At 70.1% G+C, this 20,925-nt stretch carries 15 protein-coding genes; 12 read left to right on the top strand and 3 right to left on the bottom strand.

Annotated features, from left to right (window positions below; all coding sequences use genetic code 11):
- Nucleotides 1–46 precede the first annotated feature (46 nt).
- Complete coding sequence (locus JI751_RS00185; protein ID WP_269090334.1) at nt 47–1,540, top strand: trimethylamine methyltransferase family protein; 1,494 nt, start codon at nt 47–49, stop codon at nt 1,538–1,540.
- Nucleotides 1,541–1,555: 15 nt separating this feature from the next.
- Here the strand turns inward: JI751_RS00185 and JI751_RS00180 are convergent, their stop codons facing one another.
- The 3 genes from JI751_RS00180 to purU all read right to left on the bottom strand — a co-directional run bounded on the left by JI751_RS00180 (nt 1,556) and on the right by purU (nt 5,050).
- On the bottom strand, nt 1,556–2,356 hold the full coding sequence (locus JI751_RS00180) for a hypothetical protein (protein WP_201932060.1): 801 nt from the start codon (nt 2,354–2,356) through the stop codon (nt 1,556–1,558).
- Between the two features lie 91 nt (nt 2,357–2,447).
- Nucleotides 2,448–4,127 (bottom strand): formate--tetrahydrofolate ligase, encoded by a 1,680-nt coding sequence (locus JI751_RS00175; RefSeq protein ID WP_201932058.1) that lies wholly within the window; start codon nt 4,125–4,127, stop codon nt 2,448–2,450.
- A 44-nt stretch (nt 4,128–4,171) separates the two neighbouring features.
- Nucleotides 4,172–5,050, bottom strand: coding sequence for a formyltetrahydrofolate deformylase (purU, locus tag JI751_RS00170; protein WP_201932056.1), 879 nt, complete (start codon nt 5,048–5,050; stop codon nt 4,172–4,174).
- An 80-nt stretch (nt 5,051–5,130) separates the two neighbouring features.
- Between purU and JI751_RS00165 the strand changes: the two genes are divergently transcribed.
- From JI751_RS00165 to JI751_RS00115, 11 genes are all read left to right on the top strand, one after another.
- Entirely contained in the window at nt 5,131–5,946 is an 816-nt protein-coding gene (locus JI751_RS00165) for an IclR family transcriptional regulator (protein WP_201932053.1), read from the top strand.
- A 134-nt stretch (nt 5,947–6,080) separates the two neighbouring features.
- Entirely contained in the window at nt 6,081–7,562 is a 1,482-nt protein-coding gene (locus tag JI751_RS00160) for an aldehyde dehydrogenase family protein (RefSeq protein WP_201932051.1), read from the top strand.
- Nucleotides 7,563–7,565: 3 nt separating this feature from the next.
- On the top strand, nt 7,566–9,287 hold the full coding sequence (betA, locus tag JI751_RS00155) for a choline dehydrogenase (RefSeq protein ID WP_201932049.1): 1,722 nt from the start codon (nt 7,566–7,568) through the stop codon (nt 9,285–9,287).
- A 76-nt stretch (nt 9,288–9,363) separates the two neighbouring features.
- Nucleotides 9,364–10,392, top strand: a complete 1,029-nt coding sequence (locus tag JI751_RS00150) for a quaternary amine ABC transporter ATP-binding protein (RefSeq protein WP_236665498.1) — start codon at nt 9,364–9,366, stop codon at nt 10,390–10,392.
- Entirely contained in the window at nt 10,389–12,443 is a 2,055-nt protein-coding gene (locus tag JI751_RS00145) for an ABC transporter permease (RefSeq protein ID WP_307813613.1), read from the top strand. Before JI751_RS00150 ends, JI751_RS00145 begins: the two co-directional genes overlap by 4 nt.
- Nucleotides 12,444–12,497: 54 nt before the next feature.
- Nucleotides 12,498–13,490, top strand: a complete 993-nt coding sequence (locus JI751_RS00140) for an ABC transporter substrate-binding protein (RefSeq protein WP_236665497.1) — start codon at nt 12,498–12,500, stop codon at nt 13,488–13,490.
- A 142-nt stretch (nt 13,491–13,632) separates the two neighbouring features.
- Nucleotides 13,633–15,339: a BCCT family transporter gene (locus tag JI751_RS00135; RefSeq protein ID WP_201932044.1), complete on the top strand. Its 1,707-nt coding sequence runs from the start codon at nt 13,633–13,635 to the stop codon at nt 15,337–15,339.
- A 147-nt stretch (nt 15,340–15,486) separates the two neighbouring features.
- Nucleotides 15,487–18,012: a GcvT family protein gene (locus tag JI751_RS00130; protein WP_201932043.1), complete on the top strand. Its 2,526-nt coding sequence runs from the start codon at nt 15,487–15,489 to the stop codon at nt 18,010–18,012.
- A gap of 88 nt (nt 18,013–18,100) precedes the next feature.
- Nucleotides 18,101–18,877: an electron transfer flavoprotein subunit beta/FixA family protein gene (locus tag JI751_RS00125; RefSeq protein WP_201932041.1), complete on the top strand. Its 777-nt coding sequence runs from the start codon at nt 18,101–18,103 to the stop codon at nt 18,875–18,877.
- Nucleotides 18,874–19,857, top strand: coding sequence for an electron transfer flavoprotein subunit alpha/FixB family protein (locus tag JI751_RS00120; RefSeq protein ID WP_201932039.1), 984 nt, complete (start codon nt 18,874–18,876; stop codon nt 19,855–19,857). The genes JI751_RS00125 and JI751_RS00120 overlap by 4 nt, the downstream gene beginning before the upstream one ends.
- Nucleotides 19,858–19,954: 97 nt before the next feature.
- The gene (locus JI751_RS00115) at nt 19,955–20,911 is read left to right on the top strand and encodes an ABC transporter ATP-binding protein (RefSeq protein WP_201932037.1); all 957 of its coding nucleotides are present in this window, start codon (nt 19,955–19,957) and stop codon (nt 20,909–20,911) included.
- Nucleotides 20,912–20,925 lie beyond the last annotated feature (14 nt).

The following is a 20,925-nucleotide window of genomic DNA, read 5'->3' as shown; positions in this document are numbered from 1 at the left end:
ACTCCTTCGCGGGTGGGACTTCCCTCGGGTTCCATCATGTGGAACCTTGGTTCCACATCATGAGGCTAGAAGCCCGTCGAGTCGAGGTCAAGGAGGACCCGTGTTCCGCAACACGATGCCGCGCTACGAGGTGCTGTCCGAGGAAGCCATGGCCACCCTCGACCGGGGCTGGCGCAAGCTGATGACCGAGCTCGGCGTGGAGTTCATGGACGACCGCGCCCTCGAGCTGTTCCGCAGGGCCGGCCAGCGGGTGGAGGGCAACACCGTCTTCCTCGACCCCGACTTCGTGCTCGAGCAGGTCGCGAAGGCGCCGCGGGAGTTCGACGTCCAGGCGCGCAACCCGGAGCACAACATCCACATCGGCGGCGACTCGATGGCCTTCGGCGCGGTCTACGGGCCGCCGTTCGTCCGGCAGGGCGACGTACGCCGCGACGCGACGATGGACGACTTCCGCAACTTCACCAAGCTCGCCCAGTCGTTCCCGGTCCTCGACTCCGCCGGCGGCGTGATCTGCGAGCCCAACGACACCCCGCTCGACAGCCGCCACCTCGACATGACCTACGCGCTCCAGACCCTGACCGACAAGGTCTACATGGGCAACGTGGTCTCGGGCGTCAACGCCGCGGACACCATCGCGATGACGTCGATCCTCTTCGGCTCCCGCGAGGCGATCGAGCAGACGCCGGCGACGATCTCGCTGATCAACTGCAACTCGCCGCTGCGCTGGGACGACCGGATGCTCGAGGCGCAGTTCGAGTACTCCGGCGCCGGCCAGCCCGTCGTGCTCACCCCGTTCATCCTGATGGGCGCGATGTCTCCGGTGACGATCCCCGCCGCGCTCGTGCAGCAGATCGTCGAGGCGCTGTCGGGCATCGCGCTCTCGCAGCTGATCCGGCCCGGCACCCCGGTGATCTTCGGGTCGTTCCTCTCCAACATCGACATGCAGTCGGGCTCGCCGACCTTCGGCACGCCCGAGTCCGGGCTCGGCCTGCTCTGCACCGGTCAGATCGCGCGCCACTTCGGGCTCCCCTTCCGCACCGGCGGCGGCCTCACGTCGTCGCAGGTGGCGGACGCGCAGGCGGGCTACGAGGCGCTGATGACCCTGATGCCGACCTTCCTCGCCGGCGCCAACTGGGTGATGCACTCGGCCGGCTGGCTCGAGGGCGGCCTGGTCGCGGGCTACGAGAAGTTCATCGTCGACATCGAGCTGCTCCAGATGCTGCGCCACGAGTTCACGCCGCTGGAGATCGACGAGGCGTCGATGGCGTTCGACGCCCACCAGGAGGTCGGCCACGGCGGGCACTTCCTCGGCGCGATGCACACGATGGAGCGCTTCCGCACCTGCTTCTACCGCCCACTCCTCTCCTCCTCGGAGAACTACGAGCGGTGGATGCGCAACGGCGGCAACGACGCCAACGCCCGCGCCACCGTGGCCTACCAGAAGACGCTGGAGGACTACGAGCAGCCCGAGCTCGACGAGGCCGTGCGCGACGAGCTCCAGGACTACGTCATCCGGCGGCGCGCGGAGCTCGGCGACTGAGCCTCCTCCCCGAGGTCAGCGGTCAGGGTCGGTCAGGGTGTCGAGGTCGAGCAACCTGACCGTGCCCGCATGCCCCCGAGCCGCCAGGGCCCAGACGGTGGTGTCGTGGTCGGCTCCGGGCAGGCGGACGCGGTCCTCGCCGGCGACGTGGAAGTGCCCGTGGGCCAGCAGTCGCGGCACGACGCCGAGCACGGCCCGCGTCAGGCGAGCGAGGCCCTCGTCGGCGTAGGCGAGCGAGTCGGCCGGCCACCCCATCGGGTTGTCGCGGACGTTGCGACGCAGGATCTCCTCGACGGGCGGCACGCAGTACGGCGACGCGGGGCTGTCGTGCGTCAGCATCACGTCGGCGTGCCCGCCGGCGACCACGGCGTCGACGTGCTCGTCGAGCAGTGCCTCGGTCGGCCACCAGTCGACCCCCTCGGTCAACAGGTGCCGGTTGATGGAGGGAGCGCTGCCGAGGGCTGTGAAGCTCCGTCCGCCCAGCTCCCAGCGATGCCCTCGGGGCAGCATCGTGACGTGCGCGCTGAGCGCCAGCGGCGCGGGTCGGCCGTCGGCATCCTGGCCCGCGGGTGCGGACCAGAGCTCGTCCAGGCGCCCCCAGTGCTCGTGGTTGCCGGTGATGCAGGACAACCGCAGGCCGTACTCGGCGCAGGTCTCCTCGATCGCGCCGAGGTAGGCGTCGGGATCGGGTCCCATGCCGAAGCGCAGGTCGCCGAGCTGGTAGGCGACCACCACGCCCCGCTCACCCAGGGACCGTACGGACTCGACGGCCGCGCGGACCTCGCCCTCGAGGTCCCCGACCAGCCCCACGATCACGAGGGCGAGTATGTCCGAGCCGGACTACACGTGTCCGAGAGGTTGCCCCCGAGGCGAGGCGTGGAGGGCCATGTCTCGGACACGTGTGGGGTCAGGACAGGCCGATCAGGGTCCCGTCGTCGGCGAGGTCGATGCGGGACGCCGACGGGTCGCGGGGGAGCCCGGGCATGGTCATCATGTCGCCGCAGACCACGACCACGAACCCGGCGCCCGCCGAGAGGCGTACCTCCCGCACGTGCAGCTCGTGGCCCGACGGCGCGCCGAGCGCGGTGGGGTCGGTGGAGAACGAGTACTGCGTCTTGGCGACGCACACGGGCAGCTTCTCGTAGCCGTCGCGCTCGATGCGCTGGAGCCGGCGACGCGCCTTGGCGTCCCACGTCACCAGTCCGGCGCCGTAGAGCCGGGTCGCGATCGCCTCGACCTTCTCGGTGAGGGACAGGTCGTCGTCGTAGGTGAACGAGAACTCGTAGGGCGACTCGCCCTCGAGCGCGGCGAGCACGCCCTCGGCCAGGTCGCGGGCACCCGCGCCGCCGTCGGCGAAGTGCGTCGCCGGGAAGGCACGCACGTCCTCGGCGGCGACGAGGTCGACCACGCGGGCGATCTCGACGTCGGTGTCGGTGGGGAAGCGGTTGACCGCGACGATCGGCTGGATGCCGTAGACGTCCTTGATGTTCGTCAGGTGCCGCCGCAGGTTGACCATGCCGGCCTCGACGGCGTCGAGGTCCTCGGTGCCGAGGTCGGCCAGGGCCACGCCGCCGTGGTACTTCAACGCGCGGACGGTCGCCACGACGACCGCCACATCGGGCCGGAGCCCGGACTTGCGGCACTTGATGTCGACGAACTTCTCCGCGCCGAGGTCGGCGCCGAAACCGGCCTCGGTGACGACGATGTCGGCGAGCCGCAGGCCGGCGCGGGTCGCCATCACCGAGCTGCAGCCGTGCGCGATGTTGGCGAACGGACCGCCGTGGACGAAGGCGGGCGCTCCCTCGATGGTCTGCACGAGGTTGGGTGCGAGCGCGTCGCGGAGCAGCGCGGCCATCGCGCCGTGCGCGTTGAGGTCGCGTGCGGTGACCGGCTTGGTGGACCGGTCGTAGCCGATGACGATGTCGCCGATGCGCTTCTTCAGGTCGGCCCACGACTCGGTGAGGCAGAAGATCGCCATCAGCTCGGAGGCGACGACGATGTCGAAGCCCTCGGACCGTGGGAAGCCGTTGGCGTGCCCGCCGAGCGCGACGGTCACCTCGCGCAGCGCGCGGTCGTTCATGTCCAGCACGCGCTTCCACGTCACGCTCCGGACGTCGATGTCGAGCTCGTTGCCGTGGTGGACGTGGTTGTCGATCAGGGCGGACAGCAGGTTGTTGGCCGCGGCGATCGCGGCGAAGTCGCCGGTGAAGTGGAGGTTGATGTCCGTCATCGGCACGACCTGGCTCCAGCCGCCGCCGGCCGCGCCACCCTTCATGCCGAAGACGGGACCCATCGAGGGCTCGCGCAGGCACGCGACCGTACGGTGCCCGAGGCCGTGGAGCGCGTCGGTGAGGCCGACCGTGGTCGTCGTCTTCCCCTCACCGGGCGGCGTCGGCGAGATGGCCGTGACCAGCACGAGCTTGCCCAGCGGGCGGTCCGCCAGCGAGGTCAGGTAGCCGATGTCGACCTTCGCCTTGAAGTGGCCGTAGGGCACCAGGTGCTCCTCGGCGATGCCCAGCGTGTCCGCCGCTACCTCGCGGATGGGCCGCAGGACAGCGGCGTTGGCGATCTCGATGTCGGACTGCATGCTGCTCCCTCGGGTGGCGGTGCGGTGGAATCTGGTGGAGGTCCTCAGCGGAAGACGACGGTGCGGTCGCCGTTGAGGAGGATCCGCGACTGCGCGTGCCAGCGCACGGCGCGCGAGAGCACCTGCGCCTCCACGTCGCGACCGGCCGAGACGAGCTGGTCCTGGTCGTAGCCGTGGTCCACGCGCAGGACGTCCTGCTCGATGATCGGCCCCTCGTCGAGGTCGCCGGTGACGTAGTGCGCGGTCGCGCCGACGAGCTTCACGCCGCGGTCGAAGGCCTGGTGGTAGGGCCGCGCCCCCTTGAAGCTCGGCAGGAAGGAGTGGTGGATGTTGATCGCGCGGCCGGTCAGCTGGCGGCACAGGTCGTCGGACAGCACCTGCATGTAGCGCGCGAGCACGACCAGGTGGGCGCCAGTCTCGTCGACGAGCTCCATGAGCCGCTTCTCGGCGTCCGCCTTCGTGTCGGCGGTCACCGGGATGTGGTGGAACTCGAGGCCGTACGACCTCACGAGCGCGCCCGCGTCGGGGTGGTTGGACACCACGGCGGGGATCTCGATGTCGAGCGAGCCGGTGCTGGCGCGGAAGAGCAGGTCGTTGAGGCAGTGCAGGTGCTTGGACACCATGATCAGCGTGCGGGTCGGCACGGCGGCGGCCCACAGCTCGTACTCCATCCCGAACCGCTCCGCCACGCCGGCGAACGCGCCGCGCAGTCCCTCGGCGCCGGCCGCGGTCTCCACCACGAAGCCGATGCGCATGAAGAACCGGTCGGTGAGGCGGTCGCCGAACTGCTGGCTCTCGACGATGTTCGCTCCCTGCTCGACGAGGAAGCCGGACACGGCGTGGACGATGCCGGGACGGTCCGGGCACGAGAGGATGAGGACGTACTCGGCCGCCCTCTCGTCGGGACTGGGGACGGGGGACATGCGGCTCCTGGCTCGGTGGTGTTGCGCTCGACGAAACGCAGTCTGCGATACGCAACAGCAGCTGCGCTAGTCTCAGCCCCATGTCGGACGGGGTCGAGCTGGCCGAGCAGGGTGACGTGACGGGCATGAGCACGGCCGTCACCGGTGCCGGCGTGCAGTCCGTGGACCGGGCGCTGGGCATCCTCGAGGTGCTGGCCCGCACCGGCGAGTCCGGGGTGACCGAGCTCGCCATCGAGCTGGGCGTGCACAAGAGCACGGCCTTCCGGCTGGTCGCGACGCTGGAGGCGCACCGCCTCGTCGAGCAGACCTCCGACCGCGGCCGCTACCGGCTCGGGATGGGCATCCTTCGCCTGGCCGGCGCCACCACGGCACGCCTCGACCTCGTGCAGGAGGCGCGGCCGATCTCGCGCCAGCTCGCCGCCGACACGGGCGAGACCGTCAACATCGCCGTGCTCGCCGAGAGCTCCGCGCTCTACCTCGACCAGGTCGCCGGGTCGTCGGCGCTCCAGCCGCACAACTGGGTCGGCCAGCACATCCCGCTCCACGCGACCAGCAACGGCAAGGTCCTGCTCAGTGGTCTGGACGAGTCGGCGCTCGACAGCGCCCTCGGCAAGCTGCCGTCCTACACCCCCCACACGATCACCGGCCGGGCGAAGTTCCGCGACGAGCTGGCGCGGGTGCGCGACCAGGGGTACGCCGTCGCCGTCGACGAGCTCGAGATCGGGCTGACCGCCGTGGCCGCGCCGATCCGCAACGCGCACGGCGACGTGGTCGCCTCGATGAGCGTCTCGGGGCCGTCGTTCCGGCTGCCGGAGGGCCGGGTGGGCGAGGTCGTACGACTCGTCGTGACGGCCGCCGCCGAGGTCTCGCACCGCCTCGGCTGGGGTCACCGTTAGGTCACACGTCTCGACCACCGACGCCAAATGCTTGACGCGCCGGGGTCCGCGTCGCATCCTTCGATCGTCTGGTTGGTTGCGCTCGGAGCATCCGGTTGCGAGATGCGCAACAAACAGCTGAGAGCAGGAGACGCGTGCCGGATCTCTACATCGACGGATCGTGGGTCAGTGCGCGCTCGGGCGAGCGCCGCGAGATCCGCTGCCCTGCCGATGGCACGCTCGTCGCGGAGGTCGACGAGGCGGGCGAGGCGGACACCGGAGCGGCCATCGCCGCGGCGCACCGGGCGTTCCTCGACGGCCGCTGGCCCGCCACCTCGAGCCGCGAGCGCGGCGACCTGCTGCTCCGGCTGGCCGACCTGCTCGAGCGAGACGCCGACGCGGTCGCCCGGATGGAGTCGCTCGACACCGGCAAGCGGCTCGTCGAGTCCGAGTACGACGTCGCCGACATCATCTCGGTGTTCCGGCACTACGGCCGGATCGCCGCCGAGGAGTCGGGCCGTGTGGTCGACACGGGCAACGCCGACGTGGTCAGCCGCATCGTGCACGAGCCGATCGGCGTCTGCGGCCTGATCACTCCCTGGAACTACCCGCTCCTCCAGGTGTCGTGGAAGGTCGCGCCCTGCCTCGCCGCGGGCAACACCTTCGTCCTCAAGCCGAGCGAGCTCACGCCCCACACCGCGATCCACCTCATGCGCCTGCTCGAGGAGGCCGGGCTGCCGGCCGGGGTCGGCAACCTCGTCCTCGGCGCGGGCGCCACCGCCGGGGCGCCGCTCTCGACCGATCCGCGCGTCGACATGGTGTCCTTCACCGGCGGGCTCGAGACCGGGCGCCGGATCGCCGCCGCGGCAGCCGCGACCGTCAAGAAGGTCGCGCTCGAGCTCGGCGGCAAGAACCCCAACATCGTCTTCGCCGACGCCGACCGCGAGGTCGCCCTCGACTACGCACTGACCGCCGTCTTCCTCCACTCCGGACAGGTCTGCTCGGCCGGCGCGCGGCTGCTCGTCGAGGAGTCGATCCACGACGACTTCGTCGACGCCCTCGTCGCACGGGCGCAGCGGATCCGGCTCGGCGGCCCGTTCGACGACACGGCGGAGACGGGCCCGCTGACCAGCGCCGCGCACCGCGACAAGGTGGAGGCGTACGTCGCCCGCGGGCTGGCCGAGGGCGCGGTGCTGCGGTGCGGCGGTGCGCGCCCCGACGACCCCGCGCTGGCCGACGGCTTCTACTACCTGCCGACCGTGCTCGACGGCTGCACGACCGGGATGTCGGTGACCCAGGACGAGTCGTTCGGACCCGTCCTGACGGTCGAGACATTCCGCGACGAGGACGAGGCCGTCGCGATCGCGAACGACAGCATCTACGGACTCGCCGGCGCCGTCTGGACGCAGGACGCGGGCCGGGCGCAGCGGGTCGCCGGTCGCCTCCGGATGGGCACGGTCTGGATCAACGACTACCACCCCTACGTCCCGCAGGCCGAGTGGGGCGGCTACAAGCAGTCGGGCACCGGGCGCGAGCTCGGGCTGGCCGGTCTCGAGGAGTACCGCGAGACCAAGCACGTGTGGCACAACATCCGGCCCGCGGTGCAGCACTGGTTCTCGCCGGGGACGCAGGAGTAGGACATGGGTGCGGACCGGTACGACGTCGTCATCGTGGGTGGTGGGTCTGCCGGCTGCGCCCTCGCCAACCGCCTCTCCGCTGATCCGTCGGTCTCGGTGCTCGTGCTGGAGGCCGGTCGCACCGACCGCTTCGACCCGCTGATCCACGCGCCCGCCGCGCTGCCCTTCCCGATCGGGAACCCGCTCTACGACTGGAAGTACGAGAGCGAGCCGGAGCCGGCGATGAACGGCCGCCGGGTCTACCACGCCCGCGGCAAGGTGCTCGGCGGCTCGTCCTCGATCAACGGGATGATCTTCCAGCGCGGCAACCCGATGGACTACGAGCGCTGGGCCGCCGACCCCGGCATGGAGGCGTGGGACTACCGCCACTGCCTGCCCTACTTCAAGCGGATGGAGTCGCTGATCCTGCCCGACGGGCAGGTCGGCGCCGACGCGTGGCGCGGCGGGTCCGGTCCGCTCAAGCTCGAGCGCAGCCCCGCCACCAACCCCCTCTTCTCCGCGTTCTTCGAGTCCGCCCAGCAGGCCGGCTACCCGCTCACCGACGACGTCAACGGCTACCGCCAGGAGGGCTTCGGTCGCTTCGACCGCAACATCGTCAAGGGCGTACGGATGTCGGCGGCGCGCGCCTACCTGCACCCGGTGATGGGTCGCAAGAACCTCACGGTCGAGACCTTCGCCCACGCCACCAAGGTGCGGTTCGAGGGCACCCGGGCCGTCGGGGTCGACTACCTCCGTGCCGGGCGCAAGCACGAGACCGTCGGCGCCGGCGAGGTCATCCTCTGCGGCGGCGCGATCAACTCCCCGCAGCTCCTCCAGCTCTCGGGCATCGGCAACCCGGAGCACCTCCGGCCCCTCGGCGTCGAGATGGTGCACGACCTGCCCGGAGTGGGGGAGAACCTCCAGGACCACCTCGAGGTCTACATCCAGTACGCCTCACTCCAGCCGGTGTCGATCGTCGAGGGCCTCAAGTGGCGCAACCGCCCCCTGGTCGGCCTCGAGTGGCTGCTCAAGCGGACCGGCACCGCGGCGTCCAACCACTTCGAGGGCGGCGGTTTCTGCCGCTCCAACGAGGACGTCGACTGGCCCAACCTGATGTTCCACTTCCTGCCGATCGCGATCCGCTACGACGGCTCGCCACCGGCCGGGCAGGACAAGTACGCCCACGGCTACCAGGTCCACATCGGTCCGATGTACGCCGACACCCGCGGGTGGGTGCGCATCGCCTCCACCGACCCGCGGCAGAAGCCGAGGATGCTCTTCAACTACCTCTCGACCGTCAACGACAAGCGGGAGTGGGTCGAGGCCGTACGGGTCGCCCGCGACATCCTCAACCAGCCGGCGTTCGCACCGTTCAACGGCGGCGAGCTCTCGCCCGGTCCCTCGGTCGAGACCGACGAGGAGATCCTCGAGTGGGTGCGCAAGGACGCCGAGACGGCCCTGCACCCGTCGTGCACCGCGAAGATGGGCACCGACGAGATGTCCGTCGTCGACCCGGCCACGATGAAGGTGCACGGCACCGAGGGCCTGCGGGTCGTCGACGCCTCCGTCTTCCCCTACGTCACCAACGGCAACATCTACGCGCCCGTGATGATGGTCGCCGAGAAGGCCGCCGACCTGATCGCAGGTCGTACGCCGCTCCCCGCGGCGGACGTGCCCTACTACCGCCACCGTGGCGGCCAACCGCTCTACCCACCCGGCGACCCGCGCAACCAGGAGACGGCATGAGCGAGCGAAGCGAGCGCATCATCCAACACAGTGCGCCATGTGCCTCATGCGCGCACGGAGCGAAGCGAGTACGTGCATGAGCGAGCAGGCCCTGCAGGTGAACAACCTCTGGAAGATCTTCGGCAAGGGCGCCGACAAGATCATCGGCTCGCCCGACGCCGACCTGTCGCGCGCGGACCTCAAGGAGAAGACCGGCTGCGTGGTCGGCATCAAGGACGTGTCCTTCGACGTGGCGCCCGGCGAGGTGTTCGTGGTGATGGGCCTGTCGGGATCGGGCAAGTCGACGCTGATCCGGATGCTCACGCGACTGATCGACCCGACCGCGGGCGAGATCATGATGGGTGGCCGCGACGTCGTGAAGGCCAGCGACTCCGAGCTGCGCGACCTGCGTCGCACCCACACCTCGATGGTCTTCCAGCACTTCGGCCTCCTGCCGCACCGCCAGGTCATCGACAACGTGGCCTACGGCCTCGAGGTGCGCGGCGTCGGCAAGAAGGAGCGGCGCGACAAGGCGATGGAGATCGTCGAGCTCGTCGGACTCAAGGGATACGACAAGTCCTATCCCGACCAGCTGTCCGGCGGGATGCAGCAGCGCGTCGGCCTGGCCCGCGCGCTGGCCAACGACCCCGAGATGCTGCTGTTCGACGAGCCCTTCTCCGCGCTCGACCCGCTCATCCGCCGGGACATGCAGAACGAGGTCATCCGCCTGCACCGCGAGCTCGGCAAGACGATGGTCTTCATCACCCACGACCTCGCCGAGGCGCTCAAGCTCGGCGACCGCATCCTCATCCTCCGCGACGGCGAGATCATCCAGGTCGGCACGCCGGACGAGGTCGTCGCCCAGCCGGCCGACGACTACGTCAAGGACTTCGTGTCCGAGGTGCCCAAGGCCCACGTCCTCACGCTGAAGTGGGTCATGCGTGATCCGAGGCCGGGCGAGTCGCTCGAGGGCCCGTCGCTCCCGGTCGACACGATCGTGCGCCAGGCGGCGCGTACGGCGATCGCCTCCGACCACCCGATCCGGGTGATGGACGGCGACACGATGCTCGGGGTCGTCGACGAGGAGGACATCATGCGCGTCGTCGTGGCCGAGGAGGAGTCGTGACCGCCACCCTGTCGCCCCCGGCACCCAAGCCCGTCGAGCCCGGGGCCGCGCCTCCGGCCGAGGAGCGCACCAGCGTCAGCCGCTGGATCCCGGCGGTCGTCGTCCTGGCCCTCTGGATCGTGGTGTGGGTGTTCACGCGCGGCGACGACACGCTCGCGCTTCCCGGCACCTCGCGCACCGACCTCCACGACCGGCTGACGGAGTTCCAGAACGACCTGCTGGCGGGACGCTCGACCAACCCGCTCATGCAGTTCACCAACTCGATCGCCGATGCGCTGCGCAGTGCCGTCGAGTGGCTGCAGCGGATGATCGTGCTGCCCAACTTCCCCAGGCCGGTGCCCGAGGTCGGCTGGCTCGGCGTCGTCGCCATCGCGACCTACGTGGGTCTGGTCGTCGCCAACTGGCGCATCGCGCTGCTCGTCGCGGGGTCGTTCCTGTCGTTCGGGGTCTTCGGCTTCTGGCAGGACTCCCTCGACCTGCTCATCATCACCGGCATCTCGGTGCTGCTCGCCGTCGTGATCGGTATCCCGCTCGGGGTGATGATCGGCACGAGCCAGCGGGCCAACCAGGTCGTCACGCCCTTCCTCGACTTCATGCAGACGATGCCGACCTTCGTCTACCTGCTGCCGATCGTGCTGTTCTTCGGCATCGGGCCGAGCGCGGCCGTGGTGTCCACCCTGATCTATGCGCTGCCCCCGCTGATCCGCATCGCGGGCTTCGGCATCCGCGAGGTGTCCGCGACCACCGTCGAGGCCACGGACTCCGCCGGGCAGACCTACTGGCAGCGCCTGCGCAAGGTCCAGCTGCCGATGGCCCGCAAGACCATCATCGTCGGCCTCAACCAGACCACGCTGGCGGCACTGTCGATGGCCACCCTGGCCGCGTTCGTGAACGGCCCCGGCCTCGGCAAGCCGGTGCTCGCCGGCCTGCGGATCAACGACGTCGGCACGGCGTTCGTCCCCGGCGCGCTGATCGTGGTCATGGCCGTGATGCTCGACCGGACGACGACGGCCGCGAGCGAGCGTGCGGAGAAGGTCGCCCGCGGCGGGGGTGGGGACGTGCGCGTGCGGCGCGGGCTGCTCATCGGCGGCGGCATCGCGACCGTGGTGGCCGTCTACCTCTCGCGCACCTACGTGAGCCTGGCCGAGTTCCCGACCTACAGCGTCGGCGACTCGGCCGCCAGCGCCGTCAGCGACGCGGTGGACTGGTTCACCAGCACCTTCGGCGGCGCCACGGAGTGGGTCAAGGACCTCATCACCAACCAGTTCCTCAACCGCACGCAGGCGTTGCTCGCCGACTCGCCCTGGTGGCTGGCGTTCGTCGCGATCACCGTGCTGGCGTACGTCTTCGGCGGGGTGCGCGCCACGATCAGCACGATCGTCTGCCTGGCCGGCATCTGGTACTTCGACCTGTGGCACGACGCCATGATCACCCTCAACATGACGCTGGTCGCCACCGTCCTGGTGATGATCCTGGCCTTGGTCTTCGGGGTCTGGATGGCCCGCGACCGCCGGGTCGACCTGGGGATCCGACCGCTGCTCGACGCCGGTCAGACCATCCCGCCGTTCGTGTACCTGATCCCGGTGCTCGCGCTCTTCGGGCCCTCGCGGTTCACCGCCATCACCGCGGGCATCGTCTACGCGGCGCCGGCCGCCATCAAGCTGGTGGCGGACGGCGTGAAGGCCGTCTCGCCGACCACCATCGAGGCGGGTCGCTCGACCGGCCAGACCACGTGGCAGGAGATCACCAAGGTCCAGCTGCCGATGGCGAAGGGCTCGATCGTGCTCGCCACGAACCAGGGCCTGCTCTACGTCCTGGCGATGACCGTGATCGGCGGCCTCGTCGGCGCCGGGGCGCTGGGCTACGACGTGGTCTACGGCTTCGCCCGCAGCGAGGCGTGGGGCAAGGGTCTCGCGGCCGGCATCACCATCGTGCTGCTCGGCGTGATGCTCGACCGCATCACCCGTGCCGCCGCAGACATGCGACGCGACGACGGGCCGGGCTCCCGCCGCGCCTTCAACGTCCGCCTGCCCATCGGTCCGCCCCGCTGACCTGGCACGCCACCCAGAGATTTCGCAGCACATCACCAGATGAGGAGAAGCACCATGAGGATTGTCAGGAGTCGGGGGGCCCGGATGGGTGCCCTCGCCGTCGTCACCGCGGTGGTGCTCTCCGCGTGTGGGAGCGGTGGTTCCATCGACGCCGAGACCAAGGCCAACGAGGAGCAGGCCGCCGAGTCCGGGGGCGAGTGCGGCGAGCTCAACATGGCCGTCAACCCGTGGGTCGGCTACGAGGCGAGCGCCTACGTCGTCGGCACGGTGGCGCAGGAGCAGCTCGGCTGCACGGTGAACTACAAGGAGCTCAAGGAGGACGTCTCCTGGCAGGGCTTCGGCACCGGCGAGGTCGACGTCGTGATCGAGGACTGGGGCCACCCCGACCTCGAGAAGAAGTTCTTCGCCGAGGAGGGCGACGGCACCGCCGAGGACTTCGGCCCGCAGGGCAACGTCGGCATCATCGGCTGGTTCGTCCCGCCGTGGCTCGCCGAGGAGCACCCGGACATCCTCGAGTGGTCCAACCTCAACAAGTACGCCAAGGAGTTCGCCACGTCCGAGTCCGGCGGCCAGGGCCAGTTCCTCGGCGCCGACCCGTCCTACGTCCAGTTCGACGAGGCGATCGTCAGCAACCTCGACCTCGACTTCAAGGTCGTCTTCTCCGGCTCGGAGGCCGCTTCGATCGAGGCGTTCCGCAAGGCCGAGGAGAACAAGGAGTGGGTCATCGGCTACTGGTACGAGCCGCAGTACTTCAACGCCGAGGTCGCGATGCAGCGCGTCGCCCTCCCGGCCTACGAGGACGGCTGCCAGGACGACCCGCAGACGGTCGCCTGCGACTACCCGGAGACGGAGCTGAAGAAGATCGTCGGCACCGACTGGGCAGCCAGCGACTCGACCGCGGTATCGCTGGTCCAGAACTTCGAGTGGACCAACGAGGACCAGAACGTCGTGGCCGGCTACATCGCGGCGGACGGCATGTCCCCGGAGGACGCCGCGGCGAAGTGGGTCGAGGAGAACCAGGACAAGGTCGACGCCTGGCTCCAGTGATCTCCTGCTGATCGCGCACGATCGGTTGCACCTGCCCCGCCCCCGGGAGAGCCTTGACACTCGCCCGGGGGCGGAGCAGTATCCGCCCTGTTGCAAGGCACGCACAGCGTTGCGCACGACGCAACGGGATTGGCAGGCATGCATGGCCATCAAGGAACCCGTGGGCGAAGCAGTCGTCCCCCCGTCGCGCGAGAGCGACGGTCACTTCCCGCTCGACAAGGTGACGTTCGGCGTGGCTGCCGGCCTCGCCGTGGCCTTCCTCGTGTGGGGAACGGTCGACTCCGCAGGCATGGGCACGACCACCGGGAACGTGCTCGGCTGGCTCACGAAGTCGTTCGGATGGCTGTTCATCCTGGTGAGCGCGTCGTTCCTGCTGTTCTCGGTCTACCTCGCCGTCACCCGCTACGGCAACATCAAGCTCGGCCCGGACGACTCCGAGCCGGAGTTCTCCACCTTCTCGTGGGTCTCGATGATGTTCGCGACCGGCATGGGCATCGGCCTGATGTTCTGGGGGGTCGCGGAGCCGCTGACCTACCTCACCGCCACCGACGCCGCCAGCATCCCTCCGGGGAGAGGCGAGGCAGGCACGGCTGACAGCGCCCGGGTCGCGATGGAGTACGCGTTCTTCCACTGGGGCTTCCACCCGTGGTCGATGTACGCCGTGATCGGCCTGTCGATCGGCTACTTCGCCTACCGCAAGGGCGCGGGCAACCTGGTGTCCGGCGCCTTCGGCCCGCTGCTCGGCGAGCGGGCCAAGGGCGGGCCCGGCAAGGCGATCGACGTCATCGCCATCTTCGCCACCCTCTTCGGGTCCGCGACGTCGCTCGGCCTCGGCGCCCTGCAGATCACCGGTGGTCTCGACAACGTCTTCGGCAGCGGTGACTCCAAGTGGCTGACCGTCGCTGTGATCGGCGTGCTGACCCTCTGCTTCGTGCTCTCCGCCGTCACGGGTGTCGAGAAGGGCGTCCAGATCCTCTCCAACGCCAATGCCGTCGCGGCCGTGCTGCTGGTCTTCTTCCTGTTCGTCGTCGGTCCGACGGTGTTCATCCTCAGCACGTTCACCGAGTCGCTCGGTGGCTACCTGACCCACCTGCCCACGATGGCCTTCCGCACCGGGGCCTTCGGCAACGAGGAGTTCCTCAGCGCCTGGACGATCTTCTACTGGGCCTGGTGGATCTCGTGGACGCCCTTCGTCGGCATGTTCATCGCGCGCATCTCCAAGGGCCGCACGATCCGCCAGTTCGTGGTCTACGTGATCGCGGTGCCCAGCCTGGTGTCGTTCGTCTGGTTCTCGATCCTGGCCGGCTCCGCCTTCGACCTGCAGCTCTCCGACGCCAAGGACCTCGGCGCGGTGCTCGCCGACGAGGGGACCGAGGGTGCGCTCTTCACGATGCTGCGGGAGTACCCGCTCGCGAGCATCACCGTGGTGCTGGCCGTGTTCCTGGTCGCGATCTTCTTCATCACCGGTGCCGACTCGGCCTCGATCGTGATGGGCATGCTCAGCCAGAACGGCAAGGAGGAGCCGATGCGCTGGCTGGTCATCTTCTGGGGCGTCGCGCAGGGGGCCGTTGCTGCGGTGCTGCTCTTCTCCGGCGGGCTGGGGGCACTGCAGACGCTGGTCATCATCGTGGCCGGACCGTTCATGCTCGTCATCTGCGCGATGTGCGTCTCGCTGATGAAGTCGCTGCGCGAGGAGCCCTACGAGTCCACGCTGCCGCCGCGCGTGCGGCGCGCCGTCCAGCACGCCCAGAAGTACGACTCGATGGAGCACCACACGGTCGCCCTCGCCGCCTACGGCGCCGAGCCCGAGGAGGTCTCCGACGCGGGGGAGGACTCGCCCAGGGCCTGACCCCCGCGCCGCGTCGTCCCGCCGCCCCCGAGCCTCCTTGACAGTGCTCGGGGGCGGCGGCGTACATTTGCCGGGTCGCACATAGCGCAACGTGTTGCGCAGAGCGCAACATTCCAGATCCACCCGCACGGCCCAGGAGGCACCCCCATGGCAGAGGTCCCCGCGACCGCCGACGTCGTCGTCATCGGAGCCGGCATCGTCGGCAACAGCCTCGTCCACCACCTCACGCGTCTCGGGTGGAAGAACGTGGTGCAGATCGACAAGGGAGCCCTGCCCAACCCGGGCGGCTCGACCGGTCACGCGTCCAACTTCATCTTCACCGTCGACCACTCCCGCGAGATCACCGACATCACCCTCGACTCGGTCGCGCAGTACAAGGAGATGGGTGTCTTCACCGAGTCCGGCGGCTTCGAGATCGCGCGGACCGAGGAGCGGATGGAGGAGCTGCGGCGCCGCATGTCGAGCGCCCGCGCCTGGGGCATCGAGGCCGAGCTCGTCTCGCCGGCCTTCGTGAAGGAGAAGGTCCCCTTCATCGAGGAGGACCAGTTCATCGGTGCCTTCTGGACGCCCGGTGTCGGCGTCGTCGACTCCCTGCGCGCCGGCACCATCATGCGCGAGCGCGCCCTGGCCACCGGTGAGCTCACCGTCGTCCCGACGGTCGAGGTCACCGGCCTCGACACCGAGGACGGACCCCACGGCACCCGCCGGATCACCCGGGTCCGTACGACCGGCGGCGACATCGAGGCGAGGACGGTCGTCATCGCGGCAGGCGTGTGGAGCCCCAAGCTCGGCGACATGGCCGGCATCAGCATCCCGCTGACCCCGGCCGTGCACCAGATGATCAGCGTCGGGCCCTGCCCGCAGCTGACCGAGAAGGAAGGTGAGATCTCCTTCCCGATCGTCCGGGACATGGACACCTTCTGCTACGAGCGCCAGCACGGCGCCGACATGGAGGTCGGCTCCTACGCCCACCGCGCGATCCTCCACGAGCCCGAGGACATCCCCTCGATCGAGCAGGCCAAGCTCTCGCCGACCGAGATGCCCTTCACCGAGGACGACTTCGACCCGCAGCTCGAGCAGGCCTACGAGCTGATGCCCGAGCTCCTCGGCGCCGAGGGCGCGGAGATCCGCTACGCCATCAACGGCCTGCTGTCGCTCACCTGCGACGGCAACCCGATCCTCGGCGAGAGCGAGGTGGCCGGCCTCTGGACCGCGGCCGCGGTCTGGATCAAGGAGGGCCCCGGCGTCGGTCGTGCGGTCGCGGAGTGGATGACGCACGGCCACTCGGAGATCGACCTGCACCACAGCGACATCGCCCGCTTCCACCAGCACCAGAAGCGCCGCGAGCACACCCGGCTGCGCACCACCGAGTCGTTCATCAAGACCTACGGCATCATCCACCCGGCCGAGCAGTACGAGTCCGACCGCGACCAGCGGCTCTCGCCGATGCACGACTCGCAGGCCAAGCTCGGCGCGGTCTTCTTCGAGACCGCCGGGTGGGAGCGCCCGTTCTGGTACGAGTCCAACGCCGGCCTCCTCGAGCAGTACGGCGACGCCGTGATGCCGCGCGAGCACGAGTGGGACTCGCGGTGGTGGAGCCCGATCATCAACGCCGAGCACCTCCGGATGCGCGAGGCCGCCGCGGTCATCGACCTGTCGGCGTTCTGCATCTTCGACATCGAGGGTCCCGAGGCGCTCGACGTCGTCCAGGGCACCTGCGTCGCGCAGTGCGACGTCGCCGTCGGCAAGGTCATCTACACGCCGGTGCTCGACGCGAAGGGCGGCTTCCGCTCCGACCTCACCGTGATGCGCCTCGGCGAGGACCACTTCCGGGTGGTCACCGGAGGCGCCCACGGCATGGCCGACCGCGCCTGGTTCTCCGGCCACCTCCCGGAGGGCGGCACCACCACCCTGACCGACCGCACCGACGACACGTCCACCATCGGCATCTGGGGGCCGCGCGCCCGCGACATCGTCGCGTCGCTGACGTCCGACGACGTGTCCGACGAGGGCTTCGGCTTCCTGACGTGCCGCGAGATCGAGATCGGCGGCATCACCGTGCTCGCGTCGCGGATCTCGTACGTCGGTGAGCTGGGCTGGGAGCTCTACGTCCCGATGTCGCAGGCGGCCGACCTCTGGGAGGCGCTGCTCGAGGCGGGTGCGCCGCACGGCGCCGTGCCCGCCGGCATCGGCGTCTACGGCACGACCGGCCGCATCGAGAAGGGCTACCGCGCCTACGGCGCCGAGCTCGACGGCGAGCGCAGCATCGTCGAGGCCGGCATGCAGCGGCCCAAGGTCAAGGCGGCCGACTTCGTCGGCAAGGAGGCCTACCTCGCGCAGCGGGACGCAGCGCCGCAGACGGTGCTCTGCACCCTGACCGTCGACGACCACACGTCGGCGTCGGGGACGAAGCGCTACATGCTCGGCGGCGAGCCGATCCTGACCCGCGACGGCGGCTCGCTCACCGACGGCCACGGGCACCACCCCTACGTCACCAGCGCCGGCTCCGCGCCGTCGCTGGGCAAGCACGTGCTGCTCGCCTACCTGCCGCCCGAGCAGGCGACGATCGGCAACGAGCTGGCCGTGTCCTACATGGAGGAGCTCTACCCGGTGACCGTCGGCTCGATCGACGCCACCCCGCTCCTCGACCCCACCAACGAGCGGATCCGATGAACACCCCACGACGTTCTTCGTCTCCTCCGCTTCGCTCCTCCGCCGAACAACGCCGCGGGGGCCCCGTTCTCCTCCGAGGAGCTTTCCTATGAGTGTGAATCCGCTCGTCTGCGTGAAGCGGGTCGTCGACTCGTCCGGCGAGGTCGTCCTCACCGAGGACGCCCAGGGGGTCGACGGGCGCTACGCCGGATTCACGATGAGCGCGCACGAGGAGTGCGCGGTCGAGCTCGCGGTCCGGGTCGCGGGTGCGAGCGACGGCGCCGCGACCGTGATGACGCTCGGCGACGCCGACGCCGTCGAGCAGCTGCGCGCCGCCCTCGCCGTGGGGTGCGCCGCCGCGACCCACGTCGTCGCCGACTCCCAGGGCTACGGTCCGGCCGACGTGGCCCGCGAGATCGCCGCCGTGGTCCGCGACCACGAGGCGGCCGGTACGCCGCACGAGCTGGTGCTGCTCGGCAACGACGCCGCCGACAGCGGTGACTTCCAGGTCGGGATCCGGCTCGCCTACGAGCTCGGCTGGCCGGTCGTCAACGGTGTCAGCACGGTGTCGGTCGCCGACGGCGAGGTCACCGCGAGCGGCGCCGGGCCCGACGGCCACGAGACCTACCGGCTGCCGCTCCCGGCGGTGGTCACCATCCTCGAGGGCGGCGTGGAGCCGCGCTACCCGACCGTGCCCGGCCGGATGAAGGCCAAGAAGGCGCCCGTCGAGGAGCGCGAGCCGAGTGCCACGCCCGCCGGCCCGTCCCGGCTGCGGCTCGTGCTGCCGCCACCGACCCCGTCGAGCGTCGAGATCCTCGGTGAGGGTGCCTCGGCCGCTCCCGCGGTGGTCGACCTCTTCGAGCAGCTGGGGGTGCTGGCCCGATGATCCTGGTCCTGGTGGAGGTCTCGCCCACGGGCGAGGCGATCGAGGTGTCGCTCGAGGCCGTCACCTTCGCACGCGACCTGTCCGCTGCCGGCGGGGCGATCCCGATCGACGCGGTCGTGGTCGGCGAGCCCGGCGACGACGTCGTCAAGGCCCTCGCCGCGCACGGCGTACGCCGGATCCACGCCCTCACCGGACCGGCGTACGGCGCCTACGCCGGCGCCGCGTGGGCCGCGGGCCTCATGGCGGTCCGGGAGAGGACGGGATCGGTCGTCGTGATGGCGTCCGGCACGCCGCGCGGCATGGAGGTGCTCGCGCACGTCGGCGCGCGCGCCGGGGTGGCGATGGCCGCCAACGTGGTCTCGTTCAGCAGTCTCTCTCCCTTCACCGTGACCCGGCAGGTCGTCGGCGGACAGGCACGCGAGGAGATGCAGCTGGGCCAGCGCCCGGCGCTCTTCACGGTCGCCGGGCACGCCGTGCAGGCCTCCGCGGCCGACGCCCCGGGCGCGGGCGAGCTGGTCGTGGAGACGCCCGACGTCGCCGACGCCGACCTGGTCGCCCGTGTGGTCTCCACCGACGAGCCCGAGCCCGACCTGTCCGGCACCCTGAAGTCGGCGCGCGTCGTCGTTGGCGCCGGTCGCGGAGCAGGATCGGCCGACGGCTTCGGCGAGATCCTCGAGCTCGTCGACCTCCTCGACGCCTCGCTCGGCGTCTCGAGGGTCGTCACGTCGCTGGGCTGGCGCCCGCACCACGAGCAGGTCGGCCAGACCGGCAGCCGGATCTCGCCCGACCTCTACATCCCGTGCGGCATCAGCGGGGCCATCCAGCACTGGGCGGGGTGCAGCAGCGCCAAGAACATCCTGGCGATCAACACCGACCCCGACGCGCCGATGGTCACCAAGGCCACCCACGCCGTCATCGGGGACCTCCACGAGGTCATCCCGGCGATCAACGAGGAGATCCGACGTCGCCGTCAGGGGTGAGTGACGCTCGTCTCCCCAGGGCGTAACCTCACGCCCACACCGCCGTTGGACTACTCGGGAGTAGCGACAGCGCACGGGGAGAAAGGGGTCTGCCTTCATGGGTGTCGAGATCGTGGTCAACGACCTCTCGAAGTCCTTCGGCAAGCAGCTGATCTGGGGAGACGTGACGTTGACCGTCCCCGCGGGCGAGATCTGCGTGATGCTCGGCCCGTCGGGAACGGGCAAGTCGGTGTTCCTCAAGACCCTCATCGGCCTGCTCAAGCCCGACAAGGGCTCGATCATCATCGAGGGCACCGACATCGCCAGCTGCTCGGAGCGCGACCTCTACGAGATCCGCAAGCTCTTCGGCGTGCTGTTCCAGGACGGCGCGATGTTCGGCTCGATGAACCTCTACGACAACGTCGCCTTCCCGCTGCGCGAGCACACGAAGAAGTCCGAGTCGGAGGTCCGAGCCATCGTGATGGAGAAGATGGACCTCGTCGGCCTCCTCGGCTCCGAGGACAAGCTGCCGGGCGAGATCTCCGGCGGCATGCGCAAGCGCGCCGGCCTCGCGCGCGCCCTCGTCCTCGACCCCGAGATCGTGCTCTTCGACGAGCCCGACTCCGGCCTCGACCCGGTGCGTACGGCCTTCCTCAACCAGCTCATCGTCGACCTCAACGCCCAGATCGACGCGACCTTCCTGATCGTCACCCACGACATCAACACGGCGCGGACCGTGCCCGACAACATCGGGCTGCTCTACCACCGCCACCTCGCGATGTTCGGCCCGCGCGAGCAGCTGCTCAGCTCCGAGGAGCCGGTCGTGCGCCAGTTCCTCAACGCGCAGAAGGTCGGCCCGATCGGCATGTCGGAGGAGAAGGACGCCGACGAGCTCGCGGCCGAGGCCGACCAGGAGCTCCCGGCCCTCCCGCCGATCCCGCTCCAGCTCGACCCGTCCAACGGCATCCCGCGACGCAGCCAGCGGCCCGCGGGGGAGTGGTGCAAGGAGCACGGCGTCACCCCGCCCCCCGGATCCTTCGAGTCCGCCAACGCCGGCCTGGCGCCGGGGGCCTGACGACCCGTGGCCAC

This window comes from Nocardioides baculatus (assembly GCF_016735675.1).
Lineage (GTDB): Bacteria > Actinomycetota > Actinomycetes > Propionibacteriales > Nocardioidaceae > Nocardioides > Nocardioides baculatus.
This window is presented reverse-complemented; position numbering and strand designations above follow the sequence as displayed.